The organism is Flavobacterium bizetiae (genome assembly GCF_902804475.1).
In the GTDB taxonomy this organism is placed as follows: Bacteria; Bacteroidota; Bacteroidia; order Flavobacteriales; family Flavobacteriaceae; genus Flavobacterium; species Flavobacterium bizetiae.
Window position 1 is genome coordinate 1 of the sequence record NZ_CADCSU010000019.1, and the last position, 25974, is coordinate 25974.

General features: G+C 37.2%; 14 protein-coding genes. All 14 read left to right on the top strand.

Going from position 1 to position 25974, the window contains the following annotated elements:
* The first annotated feature begins 530 nt into the window (after window positions 1-530).
* The 14 genes from FLACOL7796_RS00330 (at window position 531) to FLACOL7796_RS00395 (ending at window position 25932) form a co-directional block, all read left to right on the top strand.
* Window positions 531-3662, top strand: a complete 3132-nt coding sequence (locus FLACOL7796_RS00330; protein ID WP_173968665.1) for a SusC/RagA family TonB-linked outer membrane protein — start codon at window positions 531-533, stop codon at window positions 3660-3662.
* 16 nt (window positions 3663-3678) lie between these two features.
* The gene (locus FLACOL7796_RS00335; protein ID WP_173968667.1) at window positions 3679-5151 is read left to right on the top strand and encodes a RagB/SusD family nutrient uptake outer membrane protein; all 1473 of its coding nucleotides are present in this window, start codon (window positions 3679-3681) and stop codon (window positions 5149-5151) included.
* Window position 5152: 1 nt separating this feature from the next.
* On the top strand, window positions 5153-6721 hold the full coding sequence (locus FLACOL7796_RS00340; RefSeq protein ID WP_173968668.1) for an arylsulfatase: 1569 nt from the start codon (window positions 5153-5155) through the stop codon (window positions 6719-6721).
* 42 nt (window positions 6722-6763) lie between these two features.
* Window positions 6764-8707 carry an arylsulfatase gene (locus tag FLACOL7796_RS00345; protein ID WP_173968670.1) on the top strand — a complete coding sequence of 648 codons (1944 nt, stop codon included), beginning with the start codon at window positions 6764-6766 and terminating at the stop codon, window positions 8705-8707.
* A 65-nt stretch (window positions 8708-8772) separates the two neighbouring features.
* On the top strand, window positions 8773-9324 hold the full coding sequence (locus FLACOL7796_RS00350) for a DUF1254 domain-containing protein (RefSeq protein WP_173968672.1): 552 nt from the start codon (window positions 8773-8775) through the stop codon (window positions 9322-9324).
* Between the two features lie 688 nt (window positions 9325-10012).
* Window positions 10013-10606, top strand: a complete 594-nt coding sequence (locus FLACOL7796_RS00355) for a DUF1214 domain-containing protein (RefSeq protein ID WP_173968674.1) — start codon at window positions 10013-10015, stop codon at window positions 10604-10606.
* 275 nt (window positions 10607-10881) lie between these two features.
* Window positions 10882-11958 (top strand): sterol desaturase family protein, encoded by a 1077-nt coding sequence (locus FLACOL7796_RS00360; RefSeq protein WP_173968675.1) that lies wholly within the window; start codon window positions 10882-10884, stop codon window positions 11956-11958.
* Window positions 11959-11962: 4 nt separating this feature from the next.
* Window positions 11963-13915, top strand: coding sequence for an alkyl/aryl-sulfatase (locus tag FLACOL7796_RS00365; protein ID WP_173968677.1), 1953 nt, complete (start codon window positions 11963-11965; stop codon window positions 13913-13915).
* Window positions 13916-13925: 10 nt separating this feature from the next.
* Window positions 13926-14642, top strand: coding sequence for a thioredoxin domain-containing protein (locus FLACOL7796_RS00370; RefSeq protein WP_232067253.1), 717 nt, complete (start codon window positions 13926-13928; stop codon window positions 14640-14642).
* 303 nt (window positions 14643-14945) lie between these two features.
* Complete coding sequence (locus tag FLACOL7796_RS00375; protein ID WP_173968681.1) at window positions 14946-16562, top strand: sulfatase-like hydrolase/transferase; 1617 nt, start codon at window positions 14946-14948, stop codon at window positions 16560-16562.
* A gap of 232 nt (window positions 16563-16794) precedes the next feature.
* Window positions 16795-18057, top strand: coding sequence for a YeiH family protein (locus FLACOL7796_RS00380; protein ID WP_173968683.1), 1263 nt, complete (start codon window positions 16795-16797; stop codon window positions 18055-18057).
* Between the two features lie 507 nt (window positions 18058-18564).
* Entirely contained in the window at window positions 18565-20211 is a 1647-nt protein-coding gene (locus FLACOL7796_RS00385; RefSeq protein ID WP_173968685.1) for an arylsulfatase, read from the top strand.
* A 1027-nt stretch (window positions 20212-21238) separates the two neighbouring features.
* Window positions 21239-24424 carry a SusC/RagA family TonB-linked outer membrane protein gene (locus FLACOL7796_RS00390; protein ID WP_173968687.1) on the top strand — a complete coding sequence of 1062 codons (3186 nt, stop codon included), beginning with the start codon at window positions 21239-21241 and terminating at the stop codon, window positions 24422-24424.
* 35 nt (window positions 24425-24459) lie between these two features.
* Window positions 24460-25932, top strand: coding sequence for a RagB/SusD family nutrient uptake outer membrane protein (locus tag FLACOL7796_RS00395; protein ID WP_173968689.1), 1473 nt, complete (start codon window positions 24460-24462; stop codon window positions 25930-25932).
* Window positions 25933-25974 lie beyond the last annotated feature (42 nt).

Consider the following 25974-nt stretch of genomic DNA (forward strand, 5'->3'; position numbering starts at 1 on the left):
GTTTTTATTAGATTAAATTTAACTTTGTCTATAGAATTAGTAGAGTATAAAAATATTTGAAACCCAAAAGAACTACATTTTGAAAACAACCGAAAGCATATCATTTTACATTCTTCCTAAAAAATATACTTATAACACAGTCTGTTATATGTGCTTCTGTTGCTAATTCTTAGCATTTTTTTCGTTTAAATTCGATATCTCTTTTTCATCGAATCGATTTAAAAAACGAAATTTAAAATACACCTCACGATTACTTATTGAAATTACAAAAATCTGTTTGATACTTTAATTTGTATCAAAAAGGATTGTTGAAATTGTACCTATATATTAAAAAGAAAAATAACTAATAACTAAAAAAACTAAGATGAAAAAGACGCAAAGTTGTTGCTGTAAATAAAAAAAGCCATTTCTGCGGCAACAGAAATGGCAAGGCTTAAAGAACATTTATCACTAAATCAAGAATACCATTAGAGAGTTGAAAAATCAACTTTCAAGGCCTCTTGTTAATTACTTAAAACCAGTACAAAGAAATGAAAAATTTTTTAAAAATAAACTCATTACTATTTCTCTTGCTTGTCACGGCAGGAATTAATGCCCAAAATACAACACCTCTTATCCAGTCTAAGCTCGACGGAACTGTGGTAGACGACATTACAAATCAGCCTATTATAGGCGCTTCGGTTGTTATTAAAGGAACAACTCACGGGGTTCAGACAGACGCTGAAGGAAAATTTTATTTTCAAACCGGTCAAAAATTTCCATACACTTTAATTGTAAGCTACATCGGATATAAAAAGGCTGAAATAGTAGTAGATAAAAACCCGATTACAATCAATTTAAAAGAAGAACGTCAGGAATTAGATGAATTGGTAGTGGTTGGATACGGTTCTCAAAAGAGAAAAGATATTACAGGTTCTGTAGCATCTGTACCAAAAGCCAATCTGTCTCAAGTCACATCATCTGCCGATAACCTATTACGTGGCGCAATTCCCGGAGTGGTAGTCACACAAAGTTCGGGGCGTCCTGGAGCTTCTTCGAGTGTGCGTATTAGAGGGGGAAACTCGATTACGGCTGGTAATGAACCGCTATATGTTGTAGACGGAATCTTAATTTATAACGATAACAATAATAGTACTGCAGGTGTTACGAATGCCGGTGCAACTGTGAATGTCCTTTCTACCATTAACCCTGCTGACATTGAGTCTATTGAGATATTAAAAGATGCTTCTGCAACTGCCATTTACGGTTCTCGTGGTGCCAATGGTGTTGTGATTATTACAACTAAAAAGGGAACAAAAGGACAGGATAATATTTCCTACCAGGGTTATTTTGGATTTCAGAATGTTTCGAAAAAACTAAACTTAATGAATGCCAGCCAATGGGCAAGTTTACGTAATGATGTTCAGGCTAGTATAGGTCAGGCTCCGTCTTTTTCTGCGGCTCAGATAGAAGCTTTTAAAACATCCGGAAGCTACGATTGGCAAGACGCTCTTTTTAGAACTGCGGCTCCCGTACAAAATCATCAGTTGTCCTTTTCAGGGGGAGACGAACGTTCCAGATACGCTATTTCTGCAGGATATTTTCAACAGGATGGAATTGTAATTGCATCAGATTTTAAGAGAATATCGCTTCGTGTGAACTACGAAAGAAACTACTCTGAGAAATTTAAATTTGGTGTAAACGCCAACTACAGTAATTCGATTTCTAATGGTGTGGGTACCAATGGCGGTGCTACTGCCGGAAGATCTCCAAACCCATTAGTTGTCGCTTTGTATCAACCTCCTGTAGTACCTATAAAAAATGCCGACGGGAGTTATAACTTAACCAATAATCCTTATGCAACTGCTGTTAATGGCATTATAGCCAATCCTATTAACGATTTGGTAAGTACCACCAACGAAACTAAAATAAACAGAATATTAACCAGCTTATTTGGTGAATATAAAATCACTAAAAAACTGGTAGCAAAAGTAGCGGTAAGCGGTGACGTTATCGACACCAAACAAAATTATTATGCTCCATCTACCACCACTGCTGGAGCAGGAACAAAGGGATTAGCTTCTGTTGGAGATCGTTTGGTAAGTTCTGTACTGAATGAAAACACATTGAATTACAATACTACTTTTGGCGAAAATCATAAATTCTCCGCTTTAGGAGGATATACTCTTCAATACACTCAGGGTGAAGTTGTAAATGCGGGGGCCAATACTTTTGTAAATGATGCTAATACTTATAATGCCCTGCAAGATGGTGTTCCTGTAAAACCATACAGTGATGCATTCGAAAGTGTATTGAAATCATGGTTAACCAGAATAAACTATTCATACAAAGGAAAATACAACTTTACTTTATCGGCACGTGCCGATGGTTCGTCAAGATTTGGATCAGAATCACTTTGGGGGTATTTTCCTTCGGCGGGATTTTCATGGAATATTACCGACGAAGATTTTGCTAAAAATATTAAAGGCGTAACCGAAGCCAAACTTCGACTTACAGCCGGAACAACAGGAAACCAGGAAATTGGTAATTACCTTTCTCTTGCGCAAATGGGTTCTGTAAACTATGCTTTTGGAGGAACATTACAAACAGGATTAGCTCCTACCCGATTGGCAAATCCAGATTTGAAATGGGAAAAAACAAATCAATATAATGTTGGTTTAGACTTATCATTATTAGACCGAAAAATCAATTTTGTTTTTGATGTGTATTACAAGAAAACAAACGATTTACTGATCAACGTACCTATTCCGCTTACTTCTGGTTATGCTACAGTTCTTCAAAATATTGGAGGCGTTGAAAATAAAGGTATTGAAATTGGTCTGACAACAGAAAATGTAAAAACAGAAAATTTCTCATGGAACTCCAATGTTGTATTCTCTGCCAACAGAAACAAAGTCCTTTCGATAGGAAACGGAGTGGATCAGTTTTTTCCGGTAGTACCAAACGGATCTTTATTGCAACAACAACCTGTAACCGTAAAAGTAGGATTGCCATTAGGAACTTTCTGGGGATATAAAACAAACGGAATTTTCCAGACTCAGGAAGAAGTAAATACTCAGCCAAAAATAAACAGTTTGGCCAATACAAAAGTTGGAGACAGAAAATATGTGGATACTAACGGAGATGGTGTAATTACTGCCCTTGACAAAGGAAATCTGGGAACTTCTCAACCCAAATTTGTTGGAAGTTTTAGTAACACGGTTTCTTATCGTGATTTTGATCTTAACTTCTCTTTTCAGGGATCTTACGGCGGAAAGATATTTAATGCTTTAAATCAGCAATTAGAGATCTCTACTCTTGGTACAAATGCCAATGTTACTCTTGAAGATCGCTGGACGTCAACGAACCCAAGCAATGAAATCCCGAGAGCAACAAGTTCTCCTCTAGGAATCGTTTCTGAAAGATATGTAGAAGATGCCTCTTTTTTAAGATTAAAATTAATCACTTTAGGATATACACTACCTAAAAGCGCTTCATCAAGATTAGGGGCTAAAAGCATTAAATTTTATGTATCTGCTGAAAATTTAATTACATGGACAAAATACACTGGTTATGATCCAGAGGTAAGTTCTTACGAACAAAACAACTTATATCCTGGAATTGATTTTGGTTCTTATCCAAACTCTAAAACATTCATTTCAGGCCTGAACATAACTTTCTAAGTAAAAAATATACACAATGAAAAAGATAATAATAACAATCATACTAAGTGCCGGTTTATTTGCATCGTGCACAGATTTAGAGGTAACACCTACCTCTTTTGTAACCGAAGATAAATATTTTAAAACTCAGGATGATGCTGTTGCAAGTGTAACTGCTGTTTACGCATCTTTAAGTCTTGATCCGGGAGAACAAAGTTTATTTGGCAGAAATCTTTATTTCTTAACCGATATGGCTTCTGATTATGCAGCGGCAGGAGTTTCGGCAACAAACCCACAAGTAAGAGCTTTGAGCAGCTTAACGCATGATGCTACTTCTGATCGTGTTCAGGTAGCGTGGCGCCAAATCTACAACGGTATTAACAGAGCCAATGTTTCTATTGATAATATTCCTAAAGTAACAGGAAATGAAACCGTTAAAACAAGATTAATCAATGAAGCAAAATTCATTAGAGGATTATTGTATTTTCAGGCCGTTCGTCTTTGGGGCGGAGTTCCTATCGTTTTGCATGAACCAACATCTATACAATTAGAAAGTTTAAAATCAAGAAGAGAAAGTGTAGATGCTGTTTATACTCAAATTATTTCAGATCTAAATGCTGCCGAAGCTTTACCGGCAACTTATCCTGCAAGTGATGCCGGACGTGCAACATCAGGTGCGGCAAAAGCAATTTTAGCCAAAGTATATTTAACCCGAAAAGATTATCCAAATGCTATTTTAAAAGCGAGAGAAGTTATCAATGGAGGTTATGGATACGGACTTTTTGAAAGTTTTCAGGATATTTTTACGAAAACAAAAAAGAACGGAAAAGAGCATATTTTCTCGGTTCAGTTTGAACCCAATCAGGCAGGAAACGGATCTAGCGGAAGTACTTTTCAATCTACATCATTTATAGGTTTTACAGCGACAGAACCGGCAGATATAATCTCAGACGTTGCTTTATTCTATGATATTTATGCTCCGGGAGATACCCGAAGAGATGTAAGTTATGCCAAACAATTACCAATTCCGGGAACTGCGAATATTTATACTTTCCCGAAACCCATCTTTAAAAAATATATCGATTTTACCAATTTGGCTACTCCGGGCAACGTAGCCATTAACTTCCCGATCATTCGTTATGCAGATATTTTATTGTCTTTAGCAGAAGCGATAAACGAACAAGGAACGCCAACTCCGGAAGCTTACGAACTGATCAATCAGGTAAGAAGAAGAGCTTTTGCAAAACCAATTACAACTCCGGATCCTTCTGTAGATTTATCAGGATTAACACAAGCTACTTTTAGAGCTGCTATTCAGGAAGAACGCAAAAAAGAATTTGTTCAGGAAGGACAACGCTGGTTTGATTTAGTTCGTTGGGGAACTTTGGTTACCGAAGTTAAAAAAGTAACCGCTAAAAACTCTGTTTCAGAAAGAAATAATCTATATCCGATTCCGCAAAGCGAAAGAAGTATTGATCCGGTTGGTCTACCACAAAATCCAGGTTACTAAAATGATTAAAAAACTGTTCATCCTTGCCCTATTGTTTGTTGCACAATCTCAGCTATTGGCACAGAAACAGCAACCCAATATCATCGTCATTTTAGCAGATGATTTAGGTTTCTCAGATATTGGTGCTTTTGGTTCAGAAATTAATACACCAAACCTAAATAAGCTCGCCAAAAACGGGCTTATTATAAAGCAGTTTTACAATGCCGGGCGCTGCTGTCCTTCTCGTGCAGCATTGCTCACGGGTTTGTATCCGCATCAGGCAGGCGTTGGAGACATGGTTCAGGATAAAGGATTTCCGGCATATCAGGGCTATTTAAACGAGCATTGCATCACGATTGGGCAAGCATTAAAACAGGCAGGATACAGTACTATTGTTTCAGGAAAATGGCATGTTGGTTTAGTACCATCAGCCTGGGCAGTAAACAGAGGGTTTGATGATTCTTTTACATTACAAAACAACGGAAGCAGTTATTTTAACTCGCAACCTTTATATAACGACGGAAGAAAAGTTACTTTTTTGAAAGGAGATAAAGAAATTATCCGCACGGATACTGCTACTTATCTGACTCAGGAAATTACCAATTTCGCCATTAGTTCTTTAGAAAAACAGCACAATCAGCAAAAACCATTTTTTCTATATGTTGCGTATAATGCCCCACATTGGCCCATTCAGGCTTTGCCGGAAGACATTGCAAAATACAAAGGAAAATATCTGGAAGGCTGGGATAAATTGAGAGCAAGCCGTTTTAAGAAATTAAAAGAACTGGGAATTATTGATAAAAACTGGGATTTATCCAATCGTTATGAAAAAGTGCCGGATTGGGAAAAACTAAGCGCCGAAGAAAAAGAAAAATGGGATACGCGAATGGCAATTTACGCCGCCATGATCGACAGAATGGATGCCGGAATTGGAGAAATCCTGCAAAAAGTAAAGTCGTTAGGAGAAGAAGATAATACACTAATTCTTTTTCTTTCGGATAATGGCGGAAGTGCCGATGATGTAAAAAACTGGAATTATGTTACGCAAAAAAACGGAACACCTGGTTCAGTTGCATCAATTGACAGTTACGAAAGTCCGTGGGGAAATGTGAGCAACACGCCTTTTCAATTATTCAAAAAGAACACTCACGAAGGTGGTATTGCTTCTCCTTTTATTGCTTATTATCCAAAGCATATTAAGGCCGGAACAGTAAGCAATCGAATAAGTCATGTGATTGATATTTTCCCAACTTGTCTGGAATATGCAGGTTTTAAATATCCGGAGAATTTTCAAGGAAAAAGTCTCACAGCCTTAGAAGGAATTAGTTTAAAAAAAGAATTTGAAGGACAACAATCTAACGCACACGAAGCCTTGTTTTGGGAACATGAAGGCAGCAAAGCAGTACGAAAAGGCAATTGGAAAGCAGTAGCCGAAAACAATCAGCCCTGGGAATTGTACAATCTTGCTACAGACCGGACGGAAACAAAAAATGTAGCAAAATCAGAACCAAAACTGCTGCAAAGCCTGATTGAATTACATCAACAATGGTCTGTAAAAGTAGGTGTCGAAGATTGGAATAAAATAAAATAGTTTAACAGTGATTACGCATTAAATAATTAAAAATTTAATCTAATGAAAAAATTCAAATTTAATAGTACAATCAAAAGCTCGCAAAAAGGGCTTTTGATTACTGCATTGCTTATTGCACAATTTGGTTTTACACAAACCAAACCAGAAGAATTTAAAGGCGTTATTGGTAAAACATTAGCCGAGTCTAAAGAATACTGGCCAGATCCGGTAAAAGCGCCTGAGGGTGCACCAAACGTTATCTGGATTTTACTTGACGATGTAGGATTTGGAGCTTCAAGTTCTTTTGGAGGTTTGATACAAACTCCCACTTTCGATCAGTTAGCGAATAATGGTTTACGATATACCAATTTTCATACTACAGCAATTTGTGCCCCTACCCGCGCCGCCTTATTAACCGGAAGAAATTCAGGAAGAGTGCACGTTAGCGGATTTTCTCATACCATTTTATCAGCAGGATTTCCGGGTTGGGATGGTCGAATTCCTTCTGATAAAGGAACAATTGCTGAGATTTTACGTGAAAACGGATACAACACTTTTGCCGTTGGTAAATATGGTGTAACTCCGGATGAAGAAGCTACAGATGCCGGACCGTTTGACAGATGGCCAACCGGAAAAGGATTTGATCATTTTTACGGATTCTTAGGTTCTCAGACAGATCAGTACAATCCTGATTTGGTAGAAGATCAGGTTCATATTAAATCTGACGGAAGACATTTAAACGAACTGATTACAGATAAAGCAATAAGTTTCATTCAGAAACAACAAAAAGCGGCACCTGGAAAACCTTTCTTCTTGTATTATGCACCCGGAGCAGCTCACGCACCGCATCAGGTAGCCACAAAATGGAGTGATCCTTACAGAGGCAAGTTTGATAAAGGATGGGATGCTTATCGCGAAGAAGTAATTGCTAACCAAAAGAAATTGGGCGTAATTCCTGCCAATGCGGTTTTACCGGAACGTAACCCATTAATTGCGGACTGGAAAAAATTAACTCCGGATCAGAAAAAAGTGTATGCTCGTTTTATGGAAGTTTATGCCGGTTTCTTAACCTATACCGATTATGAAATTGGAAGAGTCGTGAATTACTTAAAAGAAAGCAATCAGTTAGAGAATACCGTAATTTTTGTTGCAATTGGTGATAACGGAGCAAGTAAAGAAGGGACTACCGAAGGAACCATTAACCAAAGTTTATTTTCGCAAGGCGGTTCTGATGAAGAAAACTTAAAGAAAAACTTAGCGAATATCGACGAAATTGGTACACCAAAAGGACTTAATACTAATTATCCTTTAGGATGGGCTCAGGCAACAAATGTTCCGTTTAAAAACTGGAAACAAGATGCACAATCAGAAGGAGGAACACATAATCCGTTGATTGTTTATTATCCAAAAGGAATTAAAGATAAAGGTGGAATCAGAAATCAATACAGCCATGTAACCGATTTATTGCCAACCACATTGGATATTGCAGGAATTAAAGCTCCGGAATATATCAAATCAGTAAAACAGGATATTATTCAGGGTTCTTCTTTGTATGCTTCATTAAATGATGCTAAAGCAGAATCTTTACATAAAGTGCAATACTATTATATTTTTGGAAACAGAGCAATTTATAAAGATGGATGGAAAGCCGGAGCGGCACATTTACCGGATTCATTTGCTGTGAAAAAAGCGTTAGGAAAAAATGAAAAACCTGCCGAAAGCAACTTTGATAATGATGTTTGGGAATTGTACAACTTAAACGAAGATTTTAACGAGCGTAATAATCTGGCTAAAAAATACCCTGAAAAATTAGCTGAGCTTAAACAACTATTTGATGAGCAAGCCAAAGAAAACAATGTTTATCCACTAATCGACTGGCAAGATGTATACAACAGAAGAATACACAATAACGGCTCAGATAAAGGAAAAACACTTCAGGATTTAGTAAAACAAGTAACGAAAGGCGGAAATACTGAAAACGCAGGAAAAACCGGAAGTGCGAACTAATATATGATTTTAAATCCTGCAAGTTTTAAAATCCTTGCAGGATAATAACTTATAACAAATAAATTATGGCAGCAACAAAACCATTTATCAAAAAAGGCATTTTTGCCTTGGTCCTTTTAGTAATTGCAGTAGGCTTTTACTACCTCACGATTTGGGTAACGCCCTATTACGTGCAACATAAATTTGCCGAAAAAACGCTGGGCGTTGTCAATACTCCGCAATTTGGAAATCAGCCGGATGCTGAAAACAGCAGAGTAATTCCGTTACCCAATCCTGACTTTTTATATTCTACAATCAATTATGATTTGAAAGAAAATGTATTGAAAATTTCAGGTATTGTACCCGATTCTACTTATTGGTCGATCTCGGCTTATCAGGAAAACACGACTAACTTTTTTGTAGAAAACGAAGAAAAAGTAAAAGCAAAATTCGAATATTATTTGGCTCCTGAAGGAAGCACTGCTGAAGTTTTGAAAAACATTCCGAAAGAGAAAATCATTTATAGTCCAACAACAAAAGGATTGATTCTGTTTCGTTATTTAGTTTCGAAAGCTTATCCGGTAAAAACATTGGCTGAATTGCAGCACGGTGTTACGGTAGAGAAATTAGGGAAATAAGCATAAGCTTTGTCATGGGACGCAGATGACACGGATTTGCTATGCAAAGACGCGGATTTAAACGGATTTTTTGTTTTAATTCGAAAAACGTCATTAGCAAAGACGAAGGATTTCTGCGAGCAACTCAACAAAGTAACCACAGTCTTTGTCATTCCGAGGGACGAGGAATCACACTCGTTTATCGTCAAAGATTGTCGACATTGTTTGCGGAGTTTCTAGTGTGATTTCTCCCTTCGGTCGAAATGACAAAAATGTGAATAAACTTTGTCGTGGAACGCAGATGACACGGATTTGCTTTGCAAAAACGCGGATTTAAACGGATTTTTTTATTTTAATTCGAAAAAAACAGAGATGTCCGCTAGTAACTCGACAAAGAATGTCCTAGCCCCGATAGAAGTGGAAATCCTTTTGTGGCGCTTCTTTAGCGACACAAAAGATTGGAACGGATAGCGGGATTAGCTCCTAAAAAAAAAATCTATTATAGAAAATGAAAAAAATGTGCATATCAGCTTAGACAAAGTAACCCCAAGGCTTGTCACTCCGAGGAACGAGGAAACTCCGCGAGTAACTCGACAAAGATTGGCAATTAACTAGACGGAGCTACTAACGAAGATCCCTCGTTCCTCGGGATGACAAAATGAGGAAAGTATTGAGTAGAGAAAAATGTTCAACTTAAAATCAAATAAAAATGGCTTTAAATCAAAAAATTAAAAAAATAGGTCTTGCCGTGGCATTGATCATTCTGGCTATCGTATTCGGAAGCGCCGTTGGTGTTTATAATATTAAATCCGGAAAAAGCGATTCGCAACGCATTATTGGCAATTGGCAAACAGTTGATAAAGACAAAGACCTCAACTCAGCCGACTTACTTACAATTGCACAAGTTGCAGTTTACGGTCCTTATGCCCTGACTAAAAAAGAAGTGATTTACTTAAGTACCAACACGGATAGCGAAGGAAATGCAATAGATCCTAAAGCGGATTATGTAATTAGTGGGAAAAAACTGGATGCTAAATACTGGAGTATCACAGCATATGACGAAAATGGTTTTTTAATTAAAAACCCAATCAACAAATACAGCTACAATCTTGAAGATGTAAAATATGAAGCGGATAATATTTCGTATAAAATCAATCTTTCGGGAACTGAGAAAAAAGAAAACTGGTTGCCTATCACGAATGTTCAGAAAGCAAGTTTAATTATTCGTTTGTATTTGCCATCTGAAAAGTTGAGAGAGAATTTAACGGTTGAGGCGCTTCCAACCATTCAAAAAGTAAAATAAAATAGTAATAAGGATTATAACAAAATTTGAAAAATCTTATAAATAAAACTCGACTAAATCCATAGAATTAGAAGTTTATTTTATTTATTTTTACGTTTCACAAAACATACTGATTTTCAATAGGGTTATAAACATAAAAATTAGAAATCATGAAGAGAGTCGACTTTGAAATAATAGGAAAAAAAATCGTCGTAGGAACGATTGTTTTTTTAGTTCCGCTAGTCATTTTGGCGGGAGGTTTAGCACTAATTAGTAAATTTTTAAAATAAAAAATCATGGCAATAATAGATCACAATTCAAGAGGCAGATTAACGAGAGATTTAAGCATTAGTTTCTTAATATATTCATTGCCGGTAGTGGCAATATTTTTGTATTTTAAACTCACAAATGGCGTTGTAGCAGAGTCTCATCTTACATTACCATCGTTTTTAGAATTCACAAAACCGGCTTTCGAAAACATTCGCACCTGGGGATTAACTGCTTTTATGCTCATTCTGGGAACTATAGAATTTATAGCCGGTTTGTACGATGACGAATGGACAGGCGAAGAACGCAAAGTGGATATTGTTTGTTTCTTAGCGCCAAAATTGCTTTTACCACCGGTAATTGCTTTTTTCAGCTTAACAGCCTTGCCTTATTTAATCCCAAATTTGGCGAACTCACTTTCATGGGTTCCGTTTTGGGGAGGATTTTTCCTGATCGCAATCGCAGATGATTTAACACAATACTGGTACCACCGTTTGCATCATCAGGTTCCGTTTTTATGGAGATTTCACAGAACGCACCATTCGGCTCCGTATATGGGAATGGCAATGGCGTCGAGACAAAACTTTATCTATACGGTTTTCTTTTCTCAAATTTATCTAACGGCTACATTAACGTATTTAGGTTTAGGATTACCGGCTTTATTTGTTTTGGTGATTAAAAGTTTTATCACTCTTGGAGCACATTCTAGCATAAAATGGGACAAACCTTTTTACAAATACAGAATATTACATCCAATTGCTTGGGTTCTTGAACGCTTAATCTCTACTCCTGCAACGCATCACGCACATCACGCAGATACAAGCGGCGATGGTGTTGGACATTTTAAAGGAAACTTCGGGAACATGTTTTTTATCTGGGATGTGATTTTCGGAACGGCTTTAATTACCCGTAAATATCCAAAATCATACGGAATGAAATCGTACAAACAAGAAGAATGGTACGCACAATTTTTGTGGCCAATATTCAAATCTAAAAAAGAAGGAAGTGCTTTGGCAGAAGGAGTTTTAGCCGTTCCGGTAAGAGCTAAAGCAGAAACAGTTCTTGCTTCGGCACCTATTTATCAGGAAGAACCGGTTCAAGTATAAGAATATGAAAAAAAATAAAATAACGACGCTTTTAGTAGGTTTCGCCATTGTTACCAATGCACAAGCGCCAAAACAAGCGTCAACTTTTACCCAAAAATCAAATGAGGCAGTATATTCAAAGTTAAACTTTGATGATACTGCCGATTTTACCGATGCCAAAAGAGGTTTTATCGCCACTCTTGCCGATGGTAAAATTCTCTCCAAAACCGGAAATGTTGCTGTAAATCTAAACGATTTTGCTTTTATAAAAGGTAAATCTCCTGCCACGGTAAATCCCGCTTTATGGCGTCAGGCGCAACTTAACAACATCAACGGATTATTTAAAATTACCGATGGCGTTTATCAGGTTCGTTCTTTTGATGTCGCCAATATTTCGTTTATCGAAACCAAAAACGGTTATGTAGTTATTGATGCCTTAACGATTGGCGAAGCTTCAGCAGCGGCATACGAATTGGTCAAAAAACATGTTGCCAATAAACCTATTCTTGCGGTAATTGTTACCCATAGTCACGGCGATCATTACGGAGGTTTAGAAGGTTTGGTTGCGGCAGAAGATATCAAATCCGGAAAAGTAAAATTCATCACGCCAAAAGGCTTTTATGAAGAAGCCGTAAGCGAAAATGTACTTTTAGGAAACGTAATGCGACGAAGAGCCGGATATCAATTTGGTTTAAGTTTAGAACGAAGCGTAACAGGTCAGGTCGATGTTGGTTTAGGAAAACCTTTTTTATCAGGAGGTTCTTCTTCACTTTTACAACCTAATTTTGAAGTCGAAAAAACAGGGCAAAAAATCACGATTGATGGTTTGGATTTAGTTTTTCAGCTTACGCCGAATTCTGAAGCTCCAGCCGAATTAACGGTCTTTGCTCCTGCTCAAAAAGTGTTCTTTTCTGCCGAAATTGCCAGTCATACCTATCATAATGTTTTAACGCCTCGTGGAGCCAAAACCAGAGATGCAAAAGCCTGGGCAGGATATCTGGACGAAGCCATTGATTTATTTGGAGATAAAACCGAATTCATCGTTCCGTCGCATACCTGGCCGGTTTACGGACATGACAAAGGAATTACTTTTCTTGAAAAACAAAGAGATTTATACAAATACGTACACGATCAAACGGTGCATCTTGCCAACAAAGGTTTGAACAAAGACGAGATTGCCGAAGAAATAAAACTTCCTGCTGAATTAGGCAAAGAATGGTACAACCGTGATTTTTACGGAACGGTAAAACACAATGCCAAAGCAACGTATCAATTTTATTTAGGCTGGTGGGACGGAAATCCTGCTGATTACGATAAGCTACCTCAGGTAGAATCGGCTAAAAAATATGTTGAATGGTTTGGCGGTGAAAAAGCAGCTTTAAAAAAAGCAACCGAAAGTTTCCAGAAAGGCGAATACCGTTGGGTTGCCGAAGTTTTGAAACATGTAATCTTTGCCAATCCGGAGAATGTAGCTGCTAAAAATTTACAAGCCGATGCTTTCGAACAAATCGCCTATCAGAGTGAATCCGGAATTTGGAGAGATTTATATTTATCCGGAGCCAAAGAACTTCGCGAAGGCGTAATTGTTCCTAAAAACCCGGTAAATCGTGCCGCAGGATTTTTAGCTACACTAACTCCTGAAGCTATTTTCGATTATTTATCAGTTACCGTTGACGGAACAAAAGCAGCCGGAAAAGACGTGAAATTACGTTTCATTTTCCCTGAATTGAATAAAAATATTCTCGTTTATCTTAAAAATGGCGTTTTGCACCAAAGTCAAACCCGACCAAATGATAAAACTGAATTTACCTTAACCATTCCAAAAGCCAAGTTTGTAAACCTATTATCAAATCCCGAAACGGCAAGAGAAATTCTGACTTCAGACGGCGTTAGTTTTGAAGGTGATCCGTTTAAATTCAGAGAATTGGCAAGTGTTTTTGAACCCGCAAATCCGTATTGGAATATTGTAACCCCTTAAAACCAAAATGATGAAAAATAAAATATTTAAAAATAGTATCGCAACCGCAATCTTGCTTTTTACAGTTGCAGGTTTTTCTCAGAATAAAAGTTCAAATACCGTTTCGTTAGACGTGTTTTACAGTAAAATTCAGAGCGAAAAAAAACCACAAATAATTGATGCCAGAGGTCCTGAAGAATTTGCTCTAAACCATATTAACGGAGCAATAAATTTTAACCTCGAATCTAAAGATTATGCTGCACAAGTAGCAAAATTAGACAAATCCAAACCTGTTTTCACTTACTCTATTGGCGCAGGAAGAAGCGTTTGGCTGGCCGATGATTTATTAAAAAAAGGTTTCAAAGAAGCCTACAGTCTTGAAGGCGGAATCGCCAACTGGATTGGAAACGGAAAACCTTTTTACGCCAATTCTAAAAGTAAATTGACGCTAGCCGAATACAAAAAAATCATTGCCGAAAACAAAGATGTTCTGGTAGATATTGGTTCAATATATTGTGGCGCTTGTAAAAAAGTAAAGCCTGTTTTAGAAACCATCAAAGCGCAATACGGTTCTAATTTAAAAATCGTAGAAATCGATCTTGAAGATAGTCCGCAAGTAATCGCCGATCTAAAAACCGTAAAAGTTTTCCCGACTTTAATTTTATACAAAGACGGAAAAATTGTCTTTAAAAAAGAAGGTTTAGGCGATTTGAAAAACGATGTTGATGTGGCTTTGGCGGTGAAATAAAAACGAATCTTTTTTTTCAGGAGCTAATCCCGCTATACGTTCCAATCTTTTGTGGCGAACACCGCCACAAAAGGATTTCCACTTCTATCGGGGCTAGGGCAATCGTTTTCATAAGAGCATTTTTCGTCTTGTTTGTCATCCCGGGGAACGAGGGATCACACTCGTAACTCGACAAAGATTGACGATTCAGTTTGAGGAATTTCTAGTGTGATCCCTCGTTCCTCGGGATGACAAAAATGAGCCTAAAAACTTTGACAAAGATTTTTACTAAGTCAATCATTTCCAAAATAAAAAATAAAAACCATGGCATTATCCAAAGCAAAAAAAATTATCCTCCCTATAGTAATTGTACTTTTTCTATTGGCAGTATTTTTATTCTGGCCTATCACTACCGACGGAACATTAATAAAACCGGACCAAAAATTACTGGAAGGAAAAAAGGAATTCCTGGCTGAAAAAGTTCCTACAGACAGTTCCCTCAAAAAACCTAATATCATTATTATCCTCGCTGACGATTTAGGGAAATATGATATCTCATTATACGGAGGAAAATCGACACCAACGCCTCAGATCGATTCTTTGGCGGCTTCCGGAGTAACCTTTCAGGACGGCTATGTTTCCGCTTCGATTTGTTCGCCTTCGCGTGCGGGTATTCTAACCGGACGTTATCAGGAAAGATTCGGACATGAATTTCAACCCGGAGATCGTTATCCAAAAAACAATTTAGAATATTACGGATTCAAGTATTTAATCAATACCAATAACTGGCGATTAAACCCGAAAATCAATTATCCAAACGAAGCTTCGATTGCGACACAAGGTTTGCCACAATCTGAGATTACGTTTGCTGATCTTGCCAAAAGAGAAGGTTACAGCACAGGAATTATTGGGAAATGGCATTTGGGGCATAACAAAGGATTTTTTCCTTTAGACCGAGGTTTCGATTACCATTACGGGTTTTACCAGGCATTCTCGCTTTATACGCCCGAAGATGATAATCCGGATATTATCAACCATCACCATAAAGATTTTACCGATAAAATGATTTGGGGAAATGGCCGCGTTGGTATCGGGCAAATTCGTCGTGATACTACCATCATTCACAACAAAGCGTATCTAACCGAAACTTTTGCGGACGAAGCTGAAGCTTTTATCGATAAAAACAAGAAGAAACCTTTCTTGCTGTATGTTCCGTTTAATGCGCCACACACGCCATTTCAGGTTCGTAAAAAATACTACGATCGTTTCCCTAACGTAAAAGACGAAAATAAACGCGTTTATTTTGCCATGATCAGCGCCCTTGATGATGCCGTGGGAAGAATTAGAGCCAAAGTCAAAAAAGAAGGTCTTGAATATAATACACTCATCATTTTTGCCAGCGACAACGGTGGCGCCGATTATACTTTTGCAACTACAAACGCGCCTTTAAAAGCCGGAAAGTTTTCTCATTTCGAAGGCGGCGTAAATGTTCCGTTTGCACTTTCGTGGAAAGGCAAAATCAAACCGCATACGATTTATAAAACTCCGGTAAGTACATTGGATATTTTCGCTACGATTGCCGCGGCGATACATTCTGATTTGCCAAAAGACCGTGTTTATGATGGCGTTGATCTTGTGAGTACCGTAAATGAAAATAAAGAAGCCCATAAAACTTTATACTGGCGTTCCGGCGATGCAAAAGCCATAAGAAGCGGCGATTGGAAATTAATCATCAGCGGAAAAACGCATGAAGAATGGCTTTATAATTTGGCTTCAGACAAATCTGAAACAACAGATCTGGCTCAAAAAAATCCGGAAAAAGTAAAAGAATTACACCTTGCTTTACAAAACTGGGAAAAAGGTTTGGTAAAACCTTTATGGCCAAATCTAACGCATTATGAGTTTGATTTTGGCAAACAAAAATATTTTGTTGATTTATAGTCAGCATCATACAAACCCGACAGGTTTTAAAAACCTGTCGGGTTTAACTCAATATCTCTTTTTTACATCGATTCTATGAATTGCCTCCAGCTTTAGCTGGAGTTTAAAAATGAAGATATTCAAAGGCTTTAGCCAAATAAAAGTTCGGCTAAAGCCAATTTCATTAAAATAACAATAATCTCCAGCTAAAGCTGGAGCCTATTCAAAAAAATTAAAACCATTAAATAATACAATGTCAACCCCAACCAAATCATTCAACATTCACGAAGACTGGACTGTCGTAATTCTCGGATTTATAATCATCGGGATTTCTCTTTTTGTTTTTCTTCCCGAAGTTCCCGTTTTCAAATGGTCCACCGGAACCGATCTATTCCAGGATGTATTCGATCTTGAAAACCTGAAAATCCTTGGATTACAATTTTTATACCTGATTTCTATCGGGACTTTAGGTGCATTTTTGATCGGTAAATCGGTAAAATACTTTTTATTAGGTTTTCCTGTGGTTTATATTTTAACCATTATTGCGCTCATTATTGCAGGAAATACCGAAGTAAAAGGACTGAATCTCGAAGCTGTAATTTTCAGTTTAGCGATTGGTCTCGCGATTGGCAATTTCTTCAAACTTCCGGATTGGTTTCGATCTGCACTTTCTACAGAAGTTTTTGTAAAAATAGGATTGGTATTATTAGGAACGAGCGTGATCTTTTCAGACATTCTAAAAGCAGGTTCTTTAGGATTAATTCAGGCTTTGATTGTCGTTTTATCCGTTTGGTATTTTGCTTTTTGGTTGTGTAAAAAACTAAAAGTCGACGACGAATTAACGATGATGATTTCGAGTGCCGTTTCTATTTGCGGCGTTTCGGCTGCGATTGCCACTTCGGGAGCAATAAAAGGCGATTCGAAAAAACTGTCTTATGTTATTTCAATTGTTTTGGTAACCGCAATTCCTATGATGATTTTCATGCCTATAATTGCCAAATATTTCAATTTCCCCGAAGAAGTTACCGGAGCGTGGTTGGGCGGAAGTATCGATACATCCGGAGCCGTTGTAGCTTCAGGTTCTTTGGTTGGTGAAACCGCTTTGAAGATTAGCACGATTGTAAAATTCTCTCAAAATGTCTTATTAGGAATCGCCGCTTTTGCCATCTCGGTTTATTGGACCTATACTCACAACAAATCGGCTGAAGCTGTTGAATCAAAACCGACTTTGAGTGTTATTTGGGAACGTTTTCCAAAATTCGTTATTGGCTTTATTGCCGCTTCATTGTTGTTTTCTTTCCTGCTTACTTCTGAAACCCGAGATGGCGTAAAAGATAGTTTGAAGAATCTTCAAGGTATTTGGTTTGCTTTGGCTTTTACGAGTATTGGTCTTGAAACGAACTTTAAAGATTTATTGAGTAATAATAGTCGTAAGCCTTTGTATGCGTTTTTAATCGCACAATTATTCAATGTGATTATCACGCTGATTATTGCGTTTTTGTTGTTTAGCAAATAAGCACAATCATTGTCATTGCGAGGAACGAAGCAATCACACTAACAATTTACATACAACATTTGACTTTGCAAATGAGATTGCTTCGTTCCTCGCAATGACTTTGCGCAAAAAACTTTGTCAAAGTTTTGAACTTTGACAAAGTTAAAACAATGATGTTCGACAAAAGTAACCACAAGCTTGTCATCCCGAGGAACGAGGGATTTTCGCAAGTAGCTCTACAACGATTATCGCCATTTCTTTGTGGAGTTTATAGTGTGATCCCTCGTTCTTCAGAATAACAAACAACACGAAAATATTATTATGAAAATGATGCCCTTAGCCCCGATAGCAGTGGAAATCCTTTTGTGGCGGTCCCGATAGCTATCGGGAGCCACAAAAGATTGGAACGGATAGCGGGATTAGCTCCTGAAAAAAAATGGTCTTATTATAAAAATCAGCATGACAAAAATGAAAAAGATGAGATAAAATCCATTTCTACAATATGAATAAATTAAAATATCAACTATAATGAAAAAAACAATTATTACGCTAAACCTGCTGCTATCAGTTGTTTCAGTTTCGGCACAAAATAAAACAACTTCAGAAAAACCCAATATTATTTTGATCATGGTCGACGATATGGGTTATTCTGATTTAGGAAATTATGGTTCCGAGATTAAAACACCCAACTTAGATAAATTAGCCAGCGAAGGTTTACGTTTACGCGAATTTTATAATAACTCGATTTGTGCACCAACGCGCGGATCCTTGCTTACCGGACAATACCAACACAAAGCCGGAATGGGATTTTTTGATGTCAATTTGGGTTTACCGGCTTATCAGGGCTATTTAAATAAAGAATCTTTGACATTAGGAGAAGTTTTTCGTTCGGGAGGTTACAGCACTTTGCTTTCCGGAAAATGGCACGTAGGTTCTGAAGATCAGGCGCAATGGCCAAATCAAAGAGGTTTTGATAAGTTTTACGGAATTCTAAAAGGTGCGTCGAACTATTTTGATACAAAACCGTTGCCTTTTGGCAAAACACCTTATCCGGTAAAATTAATTCGCAATAACGAGGAACTACATCCAAAAGATGATTCGTATTATTTTACAGATGAAATCGGGAACAATGCCGTGACTTTCTTAGACGAGCAAAACAAAGAAAATAAACCGTTCTTTTTGTATTTGGCTTTTACAGCTCCGCATTGGCCATTGCAGGCAAAACCGGTTGATATTGCTAAATACCGAGGCAAATTTGATGAAGGCTGGGATGTTTTGAGAGAAAAAAGAATTGCAAAACTAAGAGCAAACGGAATATTACCGGCAGATCAAACGGTTTCTCCAAGAGATCCTGAGGTTCCGGAATGGAGCAAACTAACGTATGACGAAAAGCAATTCTGGAAAGCTAAAATGGAAGTTTACGCCGCAATGGTCGATAATATGGATCAAAATGTGGGCAAAGTTCTGGAGAAATTAAAGGCTTTAAAAAAGGATAAAAACACGCTGATTATCTTTATTTCAGACAATGGTGCGCAAGGTGGTTTCAATACTTATAATCCGTTAGGGAGAGGTTTGGTTCGAAGCGATGGACCAGTTGGAACTTCGGGATCGTTTGATTATCAAGAACAAAACTGGGCGTATTTGTCGAATACTCCGTTGCAGCAATATAAAAATAATATGCACGAAGGCGGATTCAGTTCTCCGTTTATTGCATGGTTTCCATCAAAAATAAAAGCGGGTCGAATCGATAAAGGAACGGGACATATTATTGACCTTGCTCCTACTTTTTACGAATTGGCCGGAATAGAATATCCCAAACAATATAATGGTGTGACGACAAACCCCTTGGTTGGAAGCAGTTTGTTGCCTGTTTTATTTAATAATGTTTCGCAGGTCGATAGAGGCGCACCATTATTTTGGGAAAGAGCCGGAAACAGAGCCGTAAGAGATGGCAAATGGAAATTGGTTTCGACTTACCCGTCTTACGAATGGGAACTTTACAACATCGAAACCGATCGCGGCGAAACCACGAATGTTGCACAACAAAATCCGGGAATTGTGAATACACTTTCGGCTGCTTATTTTGATTGGGCAGATAAAACTGGAGTGGTTGAATACAGTAAATTCAAATTAAAAACGGAGGTAATGCCAGGCGGCGCAGCTTTGAAAAAGTAATTGGTAATTGAACTGGTAGCTTTTTTTTGCGCTGATTTTCCAATTAAATCCATGTATTGGCTATTTTTTCACGCAGATTTAAAAAGATTTAAGCCGATAAGCGCAGATTAATTTAATAAAAATCTAAAATTAAATTTGCTCTAATCTGCCAGATCTGCGTGAAACAAAATTATTTTAATCTCAATAATTCTATCTAACACTTTTTAAGCTCTTATTATAGCTTGAATTTTTAGTAAAAAACTTTGCGCCTCTGCGCCTTTGCGAGATTAAACGATAAAGTTTTTTTCTCTAAACAGCGAGAAATTTGCGCGCAGACGCAAAATCGCAAAGTTTTTTATTTACCTAAAACACTTAAAGACAGAAAAATAAGTATAAAAATTTAACCAATACTTATTTTTTTGTTTTTTTTATTTTACTATTAAAACATTCAAATGTTTAAAAATCAACACATTAACCACAATACGTTTTCACATTTCATCTCTTTCCTCCTTACTTCTTCAAATAAAATTTAAAAAACTTTTGGTTTTTATTAGATTAAATTTAACTTTGTCTATAGAATTAGTAGAGTTTAAAACCAAAAGAACTACATTTTGAAAACAACCGAAAGCATATCATTTTACATTCTTCCAAAAAAATATACTTATAACACCTTTTGTTATATGTGCTTCTGTTGTTAATTCCCTCACATCCTATTCGTTAAAAATCGATTTTCATCCAAAAAATCAGCATTTTAAAAACGAACTTTCTTAAACCTCAACGGTTTTCTTATTGAATATTAAACAATCATTTTGCTGCATTTTTTGCATCAGGAAGGATTATCACGCATAACTATAAATCATCCAAAAACAATAATTTAATACGAACAAACATGACACAAATACCACTACAAAACTGCTCCTAAATATTTCTGCGGCAACAGAAATGGCAAGGCTTAAAGAACATTTATCACTAAATCAAAGAATGCAAAAAGGATCGTTTTAATCCAACTTTCCGGCATTCTTTAATTACAAAAAATCAATAACCAAGAATGAAAAAAAATACCAAAATTATTTTATGGATTAGCATTTTGTTCATCTCCATAGGACTACATGCTCAAAATACAGAACCAAATATTCAATCGAAACTTAACGGAACGATTGTAGATCAAATATCAAATCAGCCTATTATTGGCGCTTCGGTAAACATAAAAGGAACTACACACGGCGTTGAAACGGATATTGACGGAAAATTTTATTTCCAAACCGGACAAAAATTCCCTTATACCTTAGTTATTAATTACATTGGTTACAATTCGAAAGAAGTTGTAGTAGACGGAAGTCCAGTGGTAATAAAACTGACAGAACAAGTTGAAAAATTAGACGAGATAGTAGTTGTAGGTTACGGCACATCGGCCAAAAAGACCTTTACAGGAGCAACCTCTAAAATCGATGCGAAACAAATTGCCAATCGTCCGGCGCAAAGTTTTGATCAATTATTAGGTGGTCAGGCTTCAGGATTAAACATTGTACAACCCAGCGGATCTCTAAACAATACTCCGGTAATCAGAATTCGAGGAATCAATTCGATCACGAGTTCTCTTTATCCTTTAATTATTGTTGATGGTGTTACGGTTTTTACAGGAACTGCAGGAGGCGCGATTGGCAACAACCCATTATCTGACATTAACCCAAATGATATCGAATCGATTGATGTTCTAAAAGATGCATCGGCCGCAGCGGTTTACGGTTCTCGTGCAGCAAATGGCGTTATAGTGATTACTACTAAAAAAGGAAAAAAAGGAAAAGTAAACGTAAATTATGATGTTTGGGTAAGCTGGAATAAAGCGACAAATTTGCCTAAACTTTTGAATGCCGAAGATTATGTAAGCATTAAAAACGAAGCCAGAACAAATGCGGGACTTACGCCAGGTTTTGCTTTAGGACAAAATGCTGACGGATCGACAATAGGAACCAATTGGTACGATGTAGCGTATCATACTGGAGTTTCTCAAAATCATAATCTTAGTTTTTCTGGCGCAACAAATTCTACAAGTTATTTTATTTCAACTAATTATTCGAATCAAAACGGAATCTTGAGAACGAATGAATTCGTACGAAAAGGGATTCGTTTAAATTTTGAGCATAAGTTGAACAACGCCTTAACTTTAGGAACGAATTTCTCTTATAACAACTCTCTAAATTCAGGCCCTAATTCAGGATCTTCGACACCTAACTCAATCGGATCTTCGGCAGGAAATGCTGTTAATACACAATATATTGGTTTACAGCCTTTAGGAAGACTTACTTATATTTTACCATCAAACGTTTCGGTTTACAATCCTGATGGTTCTTATAACATCAACCCGAGTAACGGAAATATTGGTTACGGCGCAAACAGCCCGGCATTGGGAGTTTTTAATGCCTACAATTTGCAAACGATTTTAGATTTGGATAAAAATACTTCTGAAAATAACACTTTTATCGGAAGCATTTATGCAGAACTTGAAATCATCAAAAACCTGAAATTTAAAACGGTTTATGGCATCAATAATTTTGTAGTAGAAAACAAAGAATTCAGAAACCCATATAGCGGTGATGGTTTTTCTACTAAAGGTGCTGCAACAAACTCCAACACAAAATATTCAAGATCAAACTGGACGAATACGCTAACCTACGCTACTGTATTGGATCAAAAGCACAGTTTAAAAGTACTTTTAGGACAGGAAAAAAACACTCGCGAAATTGACGGTTGGGGCGCTATAAAAACCGGTTTAACAGATCCGTTTTTTACGAGTTACCAAGGCGGATTTACAACCATTGCACCTGGCCCTTCCGTACAGACCGAAAATGTATTGCTTTCTTATTTCAGTAGTATTGCCTACGATTATGACAAAAGATATTTGCTGAATCTTAATTTTAGAAGAGACGGATTATCCGCTTTGGCATCTGGAAATAAATGGGGAAATTTTGGAGGTGCTTCTATAGGATGGAATGTATCTGAAGAAGATTTTTTCAAAAGTTCTTCTATAAAAAATGTTTTAAACGCTTTTAAAGTTCGTGCAAGTTATGGTGTTGTGGGTAACAGCGAATTAAACGATTACGCGGCTTTATCGCAATATTCGGCAGGAACTTACGCAGGAGTTCCAACACTTAATTTTTCGCAGTCCGGAAATTCAAACCTAAAATGGGAAACTAGCAAGAAGCTTGATTTCGGAATCAACTTCGGATTATTTGATAACCGCATTACTGTTGAAGCTGATTATTACAAAAACAACATCAACGATTTGATTTTGAATGCGCCTCAGTCTTTATCACAAGGAATTCCAAACAATTCTATTGCAGCAAACGTGGGTTCTTTATACAACAAAGGTTTTGAACTTAGCGTAAATGCAAACATTATCAATGGTAATGATTTTCAATGGAATGCAAGTTTTAATTTGTCAACCATCAAAAATAAAGTGACTTCTTTAGGCGGATACGGAGATATTTATCCAACAGTTTTAAGCACTTTCGGAATCCAGAATATTACAAGAGAAGGTTATTCTGTAGGATCTATTTTCGCCGTACCAACGACTGGCGTAAATCCTGAAAACGGAAATCGCGTTTATGTAAATGCCAATAACGAAGAAGTACAATATAATGCACTTACAAAAGCTTTTACGTATTTAAATGGTGCTACTGCTCCGGCAATCGACAATTATCGTGACGGTCGTATTCAAGGACCTTCACTACCTACTTATTATGGCGGATTAAACAATAATTTATCGTACAAAAATTTCGATTTAACGATTGGTCTGACTTTCTCTGGCGGAAACAAATTGTACAACGGTACAAGATCGACTTTATCAGATCAGCGTTTCTTTAACAACGGAACTTTCATAAAAGACCGCTGGACAACTCCTGGGCAGGTTACAGATGTTCCAAAATTAATTTACGGAGACAGTTTCTCAGGAGGTTTCTCTTCCAGTAACTCTGCTTATGTCGAAGATGGTTCTTATTTAAAGGTAAAAAACATCATTTTAAGCTACAGAATTCCGGTTAAGAACGAATTGGTAAACAAATACATTTCGTCAGCAAAAGTATATGCGCAGGGATCTAATTTACATACCTGGACAAAATATCGCGGTTCTGATCCGGAGATTTCAATCAACGGAAACTCAATCAATTCAGGAAAAGATCAAAACGTGCCGGCAAATTCTGTTGTGTTCACTTTAGGACTTAATGTAGGTTTCTAGTCCATAATTTTAATTACATATTAAATAAAAACATCATGATTTTCAAATCTATAAATTATAAAAAAAGCATACAAAAAGCCCTTATTATCACGCCATTTATCGCCTTATTATTGGCCGGATGTAGTGATAATGCCTTAGATACTGTTCCTGAAACGAGCATTTCTACCGAAACCGCTTTTAGTACACCAGCCAAGATTCTGGCTCAGGTAAACGGACTTTACGGTCAGTTTAGCAATCCTTCTTTTTACGGCGGACGTTTCATTATTTTTAATGAACAAAGAGGAAACGAATTCAGCCAGAATGATGGTAATAATTCAACCGGAGCCAATGTTTGGAACCAGACCATCACCTCATCAGGAGATTTTGTAAACTCGGTTTGGAGTGTTGCTTACACGACGATAAATTTTTCGAATATTCTAATCGATAATCTCGCAAACTCTACTGTTATTACAGAGGATTTACGCAAAAATTATATTGCGGAAGCCAAGTTTGTAAGAGCGATTTCGTACTTAAGTTTAGTGCAGACTTATGCAAAACCTTACGCTCAGAATAGTGCTGCATTGGCACTTCCGCTAAGATTAAAAGGAAACACTTCAGGCGGATTAAACGATCTTGCTTTTAGCAGCGTTGCCGATGTTTATACGCAGATTTTAAAAGACCTTGACGATGCCGAAGTCGATTTGCCGGAAAGTTACGCAACAGGAATTCTAACTGCTTCAAGAGCGCATAAAGCCTCTGCAATTGCCTTAAAAACCAGAGTTTATTTAAGCAAAGGCGATTATGCAAAAGTGATTGCCGAAGCCAGTAAATTAGTTCCTGCAACAGCTCCTTTTCAGTACGTTTCCGGAAGTTTAACACATCGCTTAGAACCTAATGTAGCGACCGTTTTTGGAGGTTCTTATGTTGGTAATGAAGCTATATTTTCGATTCCGTTTACCACTGCTGCCGAAGCTCCAGCTTTGCAAAGTGCATTGGGCGGAAATTACCTAACGCCTGTTATTTATTTTAATACAGCAGCCATTATTGCTGATCCCGTTTATGCTTCTCCAACTTCTGCAGATTCCCGAAAAGGTTTGGTGATCACAAATGCAAACGGACAAAAATTACTGAACAAATTCAAGAAAAATGGTGCTCCTTTTACTGATTATGTTCCTGTGATTCGTTATGCTGAAATTTTACTGAATTACGCCGAAGCTGCTGCTCAAAACGACAATTTGCCTTTGGCAAGAACTTTATTATCAGCGGTTCGCAATCGTTCAGATGCTGCTTACATCTTCACCACCGGAGTAACCACAAAAGAAGAATTGATTGCCACTATTTTAAACGAAAGAAGAATCGAATTGGTAGGCGAAGGATTCCGTACTCCTGATTTATTGAGAAGAGTTCAGGCGCTTCCTGCAAAAACAGGAAATGCAGGCGCTGCTCCCGAAGTTTTACCTACAGCGGCAAATTATGTTTGGGCAATACCAAGTAACGAATTGGCATATAACAAACTGGCTCCGAGATAGCATTAGAATTTTAGAAAATATAAAGCATTAAAAACAAAAAAG

What these genes read in the sequence shown, in the direction of transcription:
- FLACOL7796_RS00330 (WP_173968665.1), top strand. Translation starts at nt 531, where the DNA reads ATGAAAAATTTTTTAAAAATAAACTCATTACTATTTCTCTTGCTTGTC.
- FLACOL7796_RS00335 (WP_173968667.1), top strand. Translation starts at nt 3,679, where the DNA reads ATGAAAAAGATAATAATAACAATCATACTAAGTGCCGGTTTATTTGCA.
- FLACOL7796_RS00340 (WP_173968668.1), top strand. Translation starts at nt 5,153, where the DNA reads ATGATTAAAAAACTGTTCATCCTTGCCCTATTGTTTGTTGCACAATCT.
- FLACOL7796_RS00345 (WP_173968670.1), top strand. Translation starts at nt 6,764, where the DNA reads ATGAAAAAATTCAAATTTAATAGTACAATCAAAAGCTCGCAAAAAGGG.
- FLACOL7796_RS00350 (WP_173968672.1), top strand. Translation starts at nt 8,773, where the DNA reads ATGGCAGCAACAAAACCATTTATCAAAAAAGGCATTTTTGCCTTGGTC.
- FLACOL7796_RS00355 (WP_173968674.1), top strand. Translation starts at nt 10,013, where the DNA reads ATGGCTTTAAATCAAAAAATTAAAAAAATAGGTCTTGCCGTGGCATTG.
- FLACOL7796_RS00360 (WP_173968675.1), top strand. Translation starts at nt 10,882, where the DNA reads ATGGCAATAATAGATCACAATTCAAGAGGCAGATTAACGAGAGATTTA.
- FLACOL7796_RS00365 (WP_173968677.1), top strand. Translation starts at nt 11,963, where the DNA reads ATGAAAAAAAATAAAATAACGACGCTTTTAGTAGGTTTCGCCATTGTT.
- FLACOL7796_RS00370 (WP_232067253.1), top strand. Translation starts at nt 13,926, where the DNA reads ATGAAAAATAAAATATTTAAAAATAGTATCGCAACCGCAATCTTGCTT.
- FLACOL7796_RS00375 (WP_173968681.1), top strand. Translation starts at nt 14,946, where the DNA reads ATGGCATTATCCAAAGCAAAAAAAATTATCCTCCCTATAGTAATTGTA.
- FLACOL7796_RS00380 (WP_173968683.1), top strand. Translation starts at nt 16,795, where the DNA reads ATGTCAACCCCAACCAAATCATTCAACATTCACGAAGACTGGACTGTC.
- FLACOL7796_RS00385 (WP_173968685.1), top strand. Translation starts at nt 18,565, where the DNA reads ATGAAAAAAACAATTATTACGCTAAACCTGCTGCTATCAGTTGTTTCA.
- FLACOL7796_RS00390 (WP_173968687.1), top strand. Translation starts at nt 21,239, where the DNA reads ATGAAAAAAAATACCAAAATTATTTTATGGATTAGCATTTTGTTCATC.
- FLACOL7796_RS00395 (WP_173968689.1), top strand. Translation starts at nt 24,460, where the DNA reads ATGATTTTCAAATCTATAAATTATAAAAAAAGCATACAAAAAGCCCTT.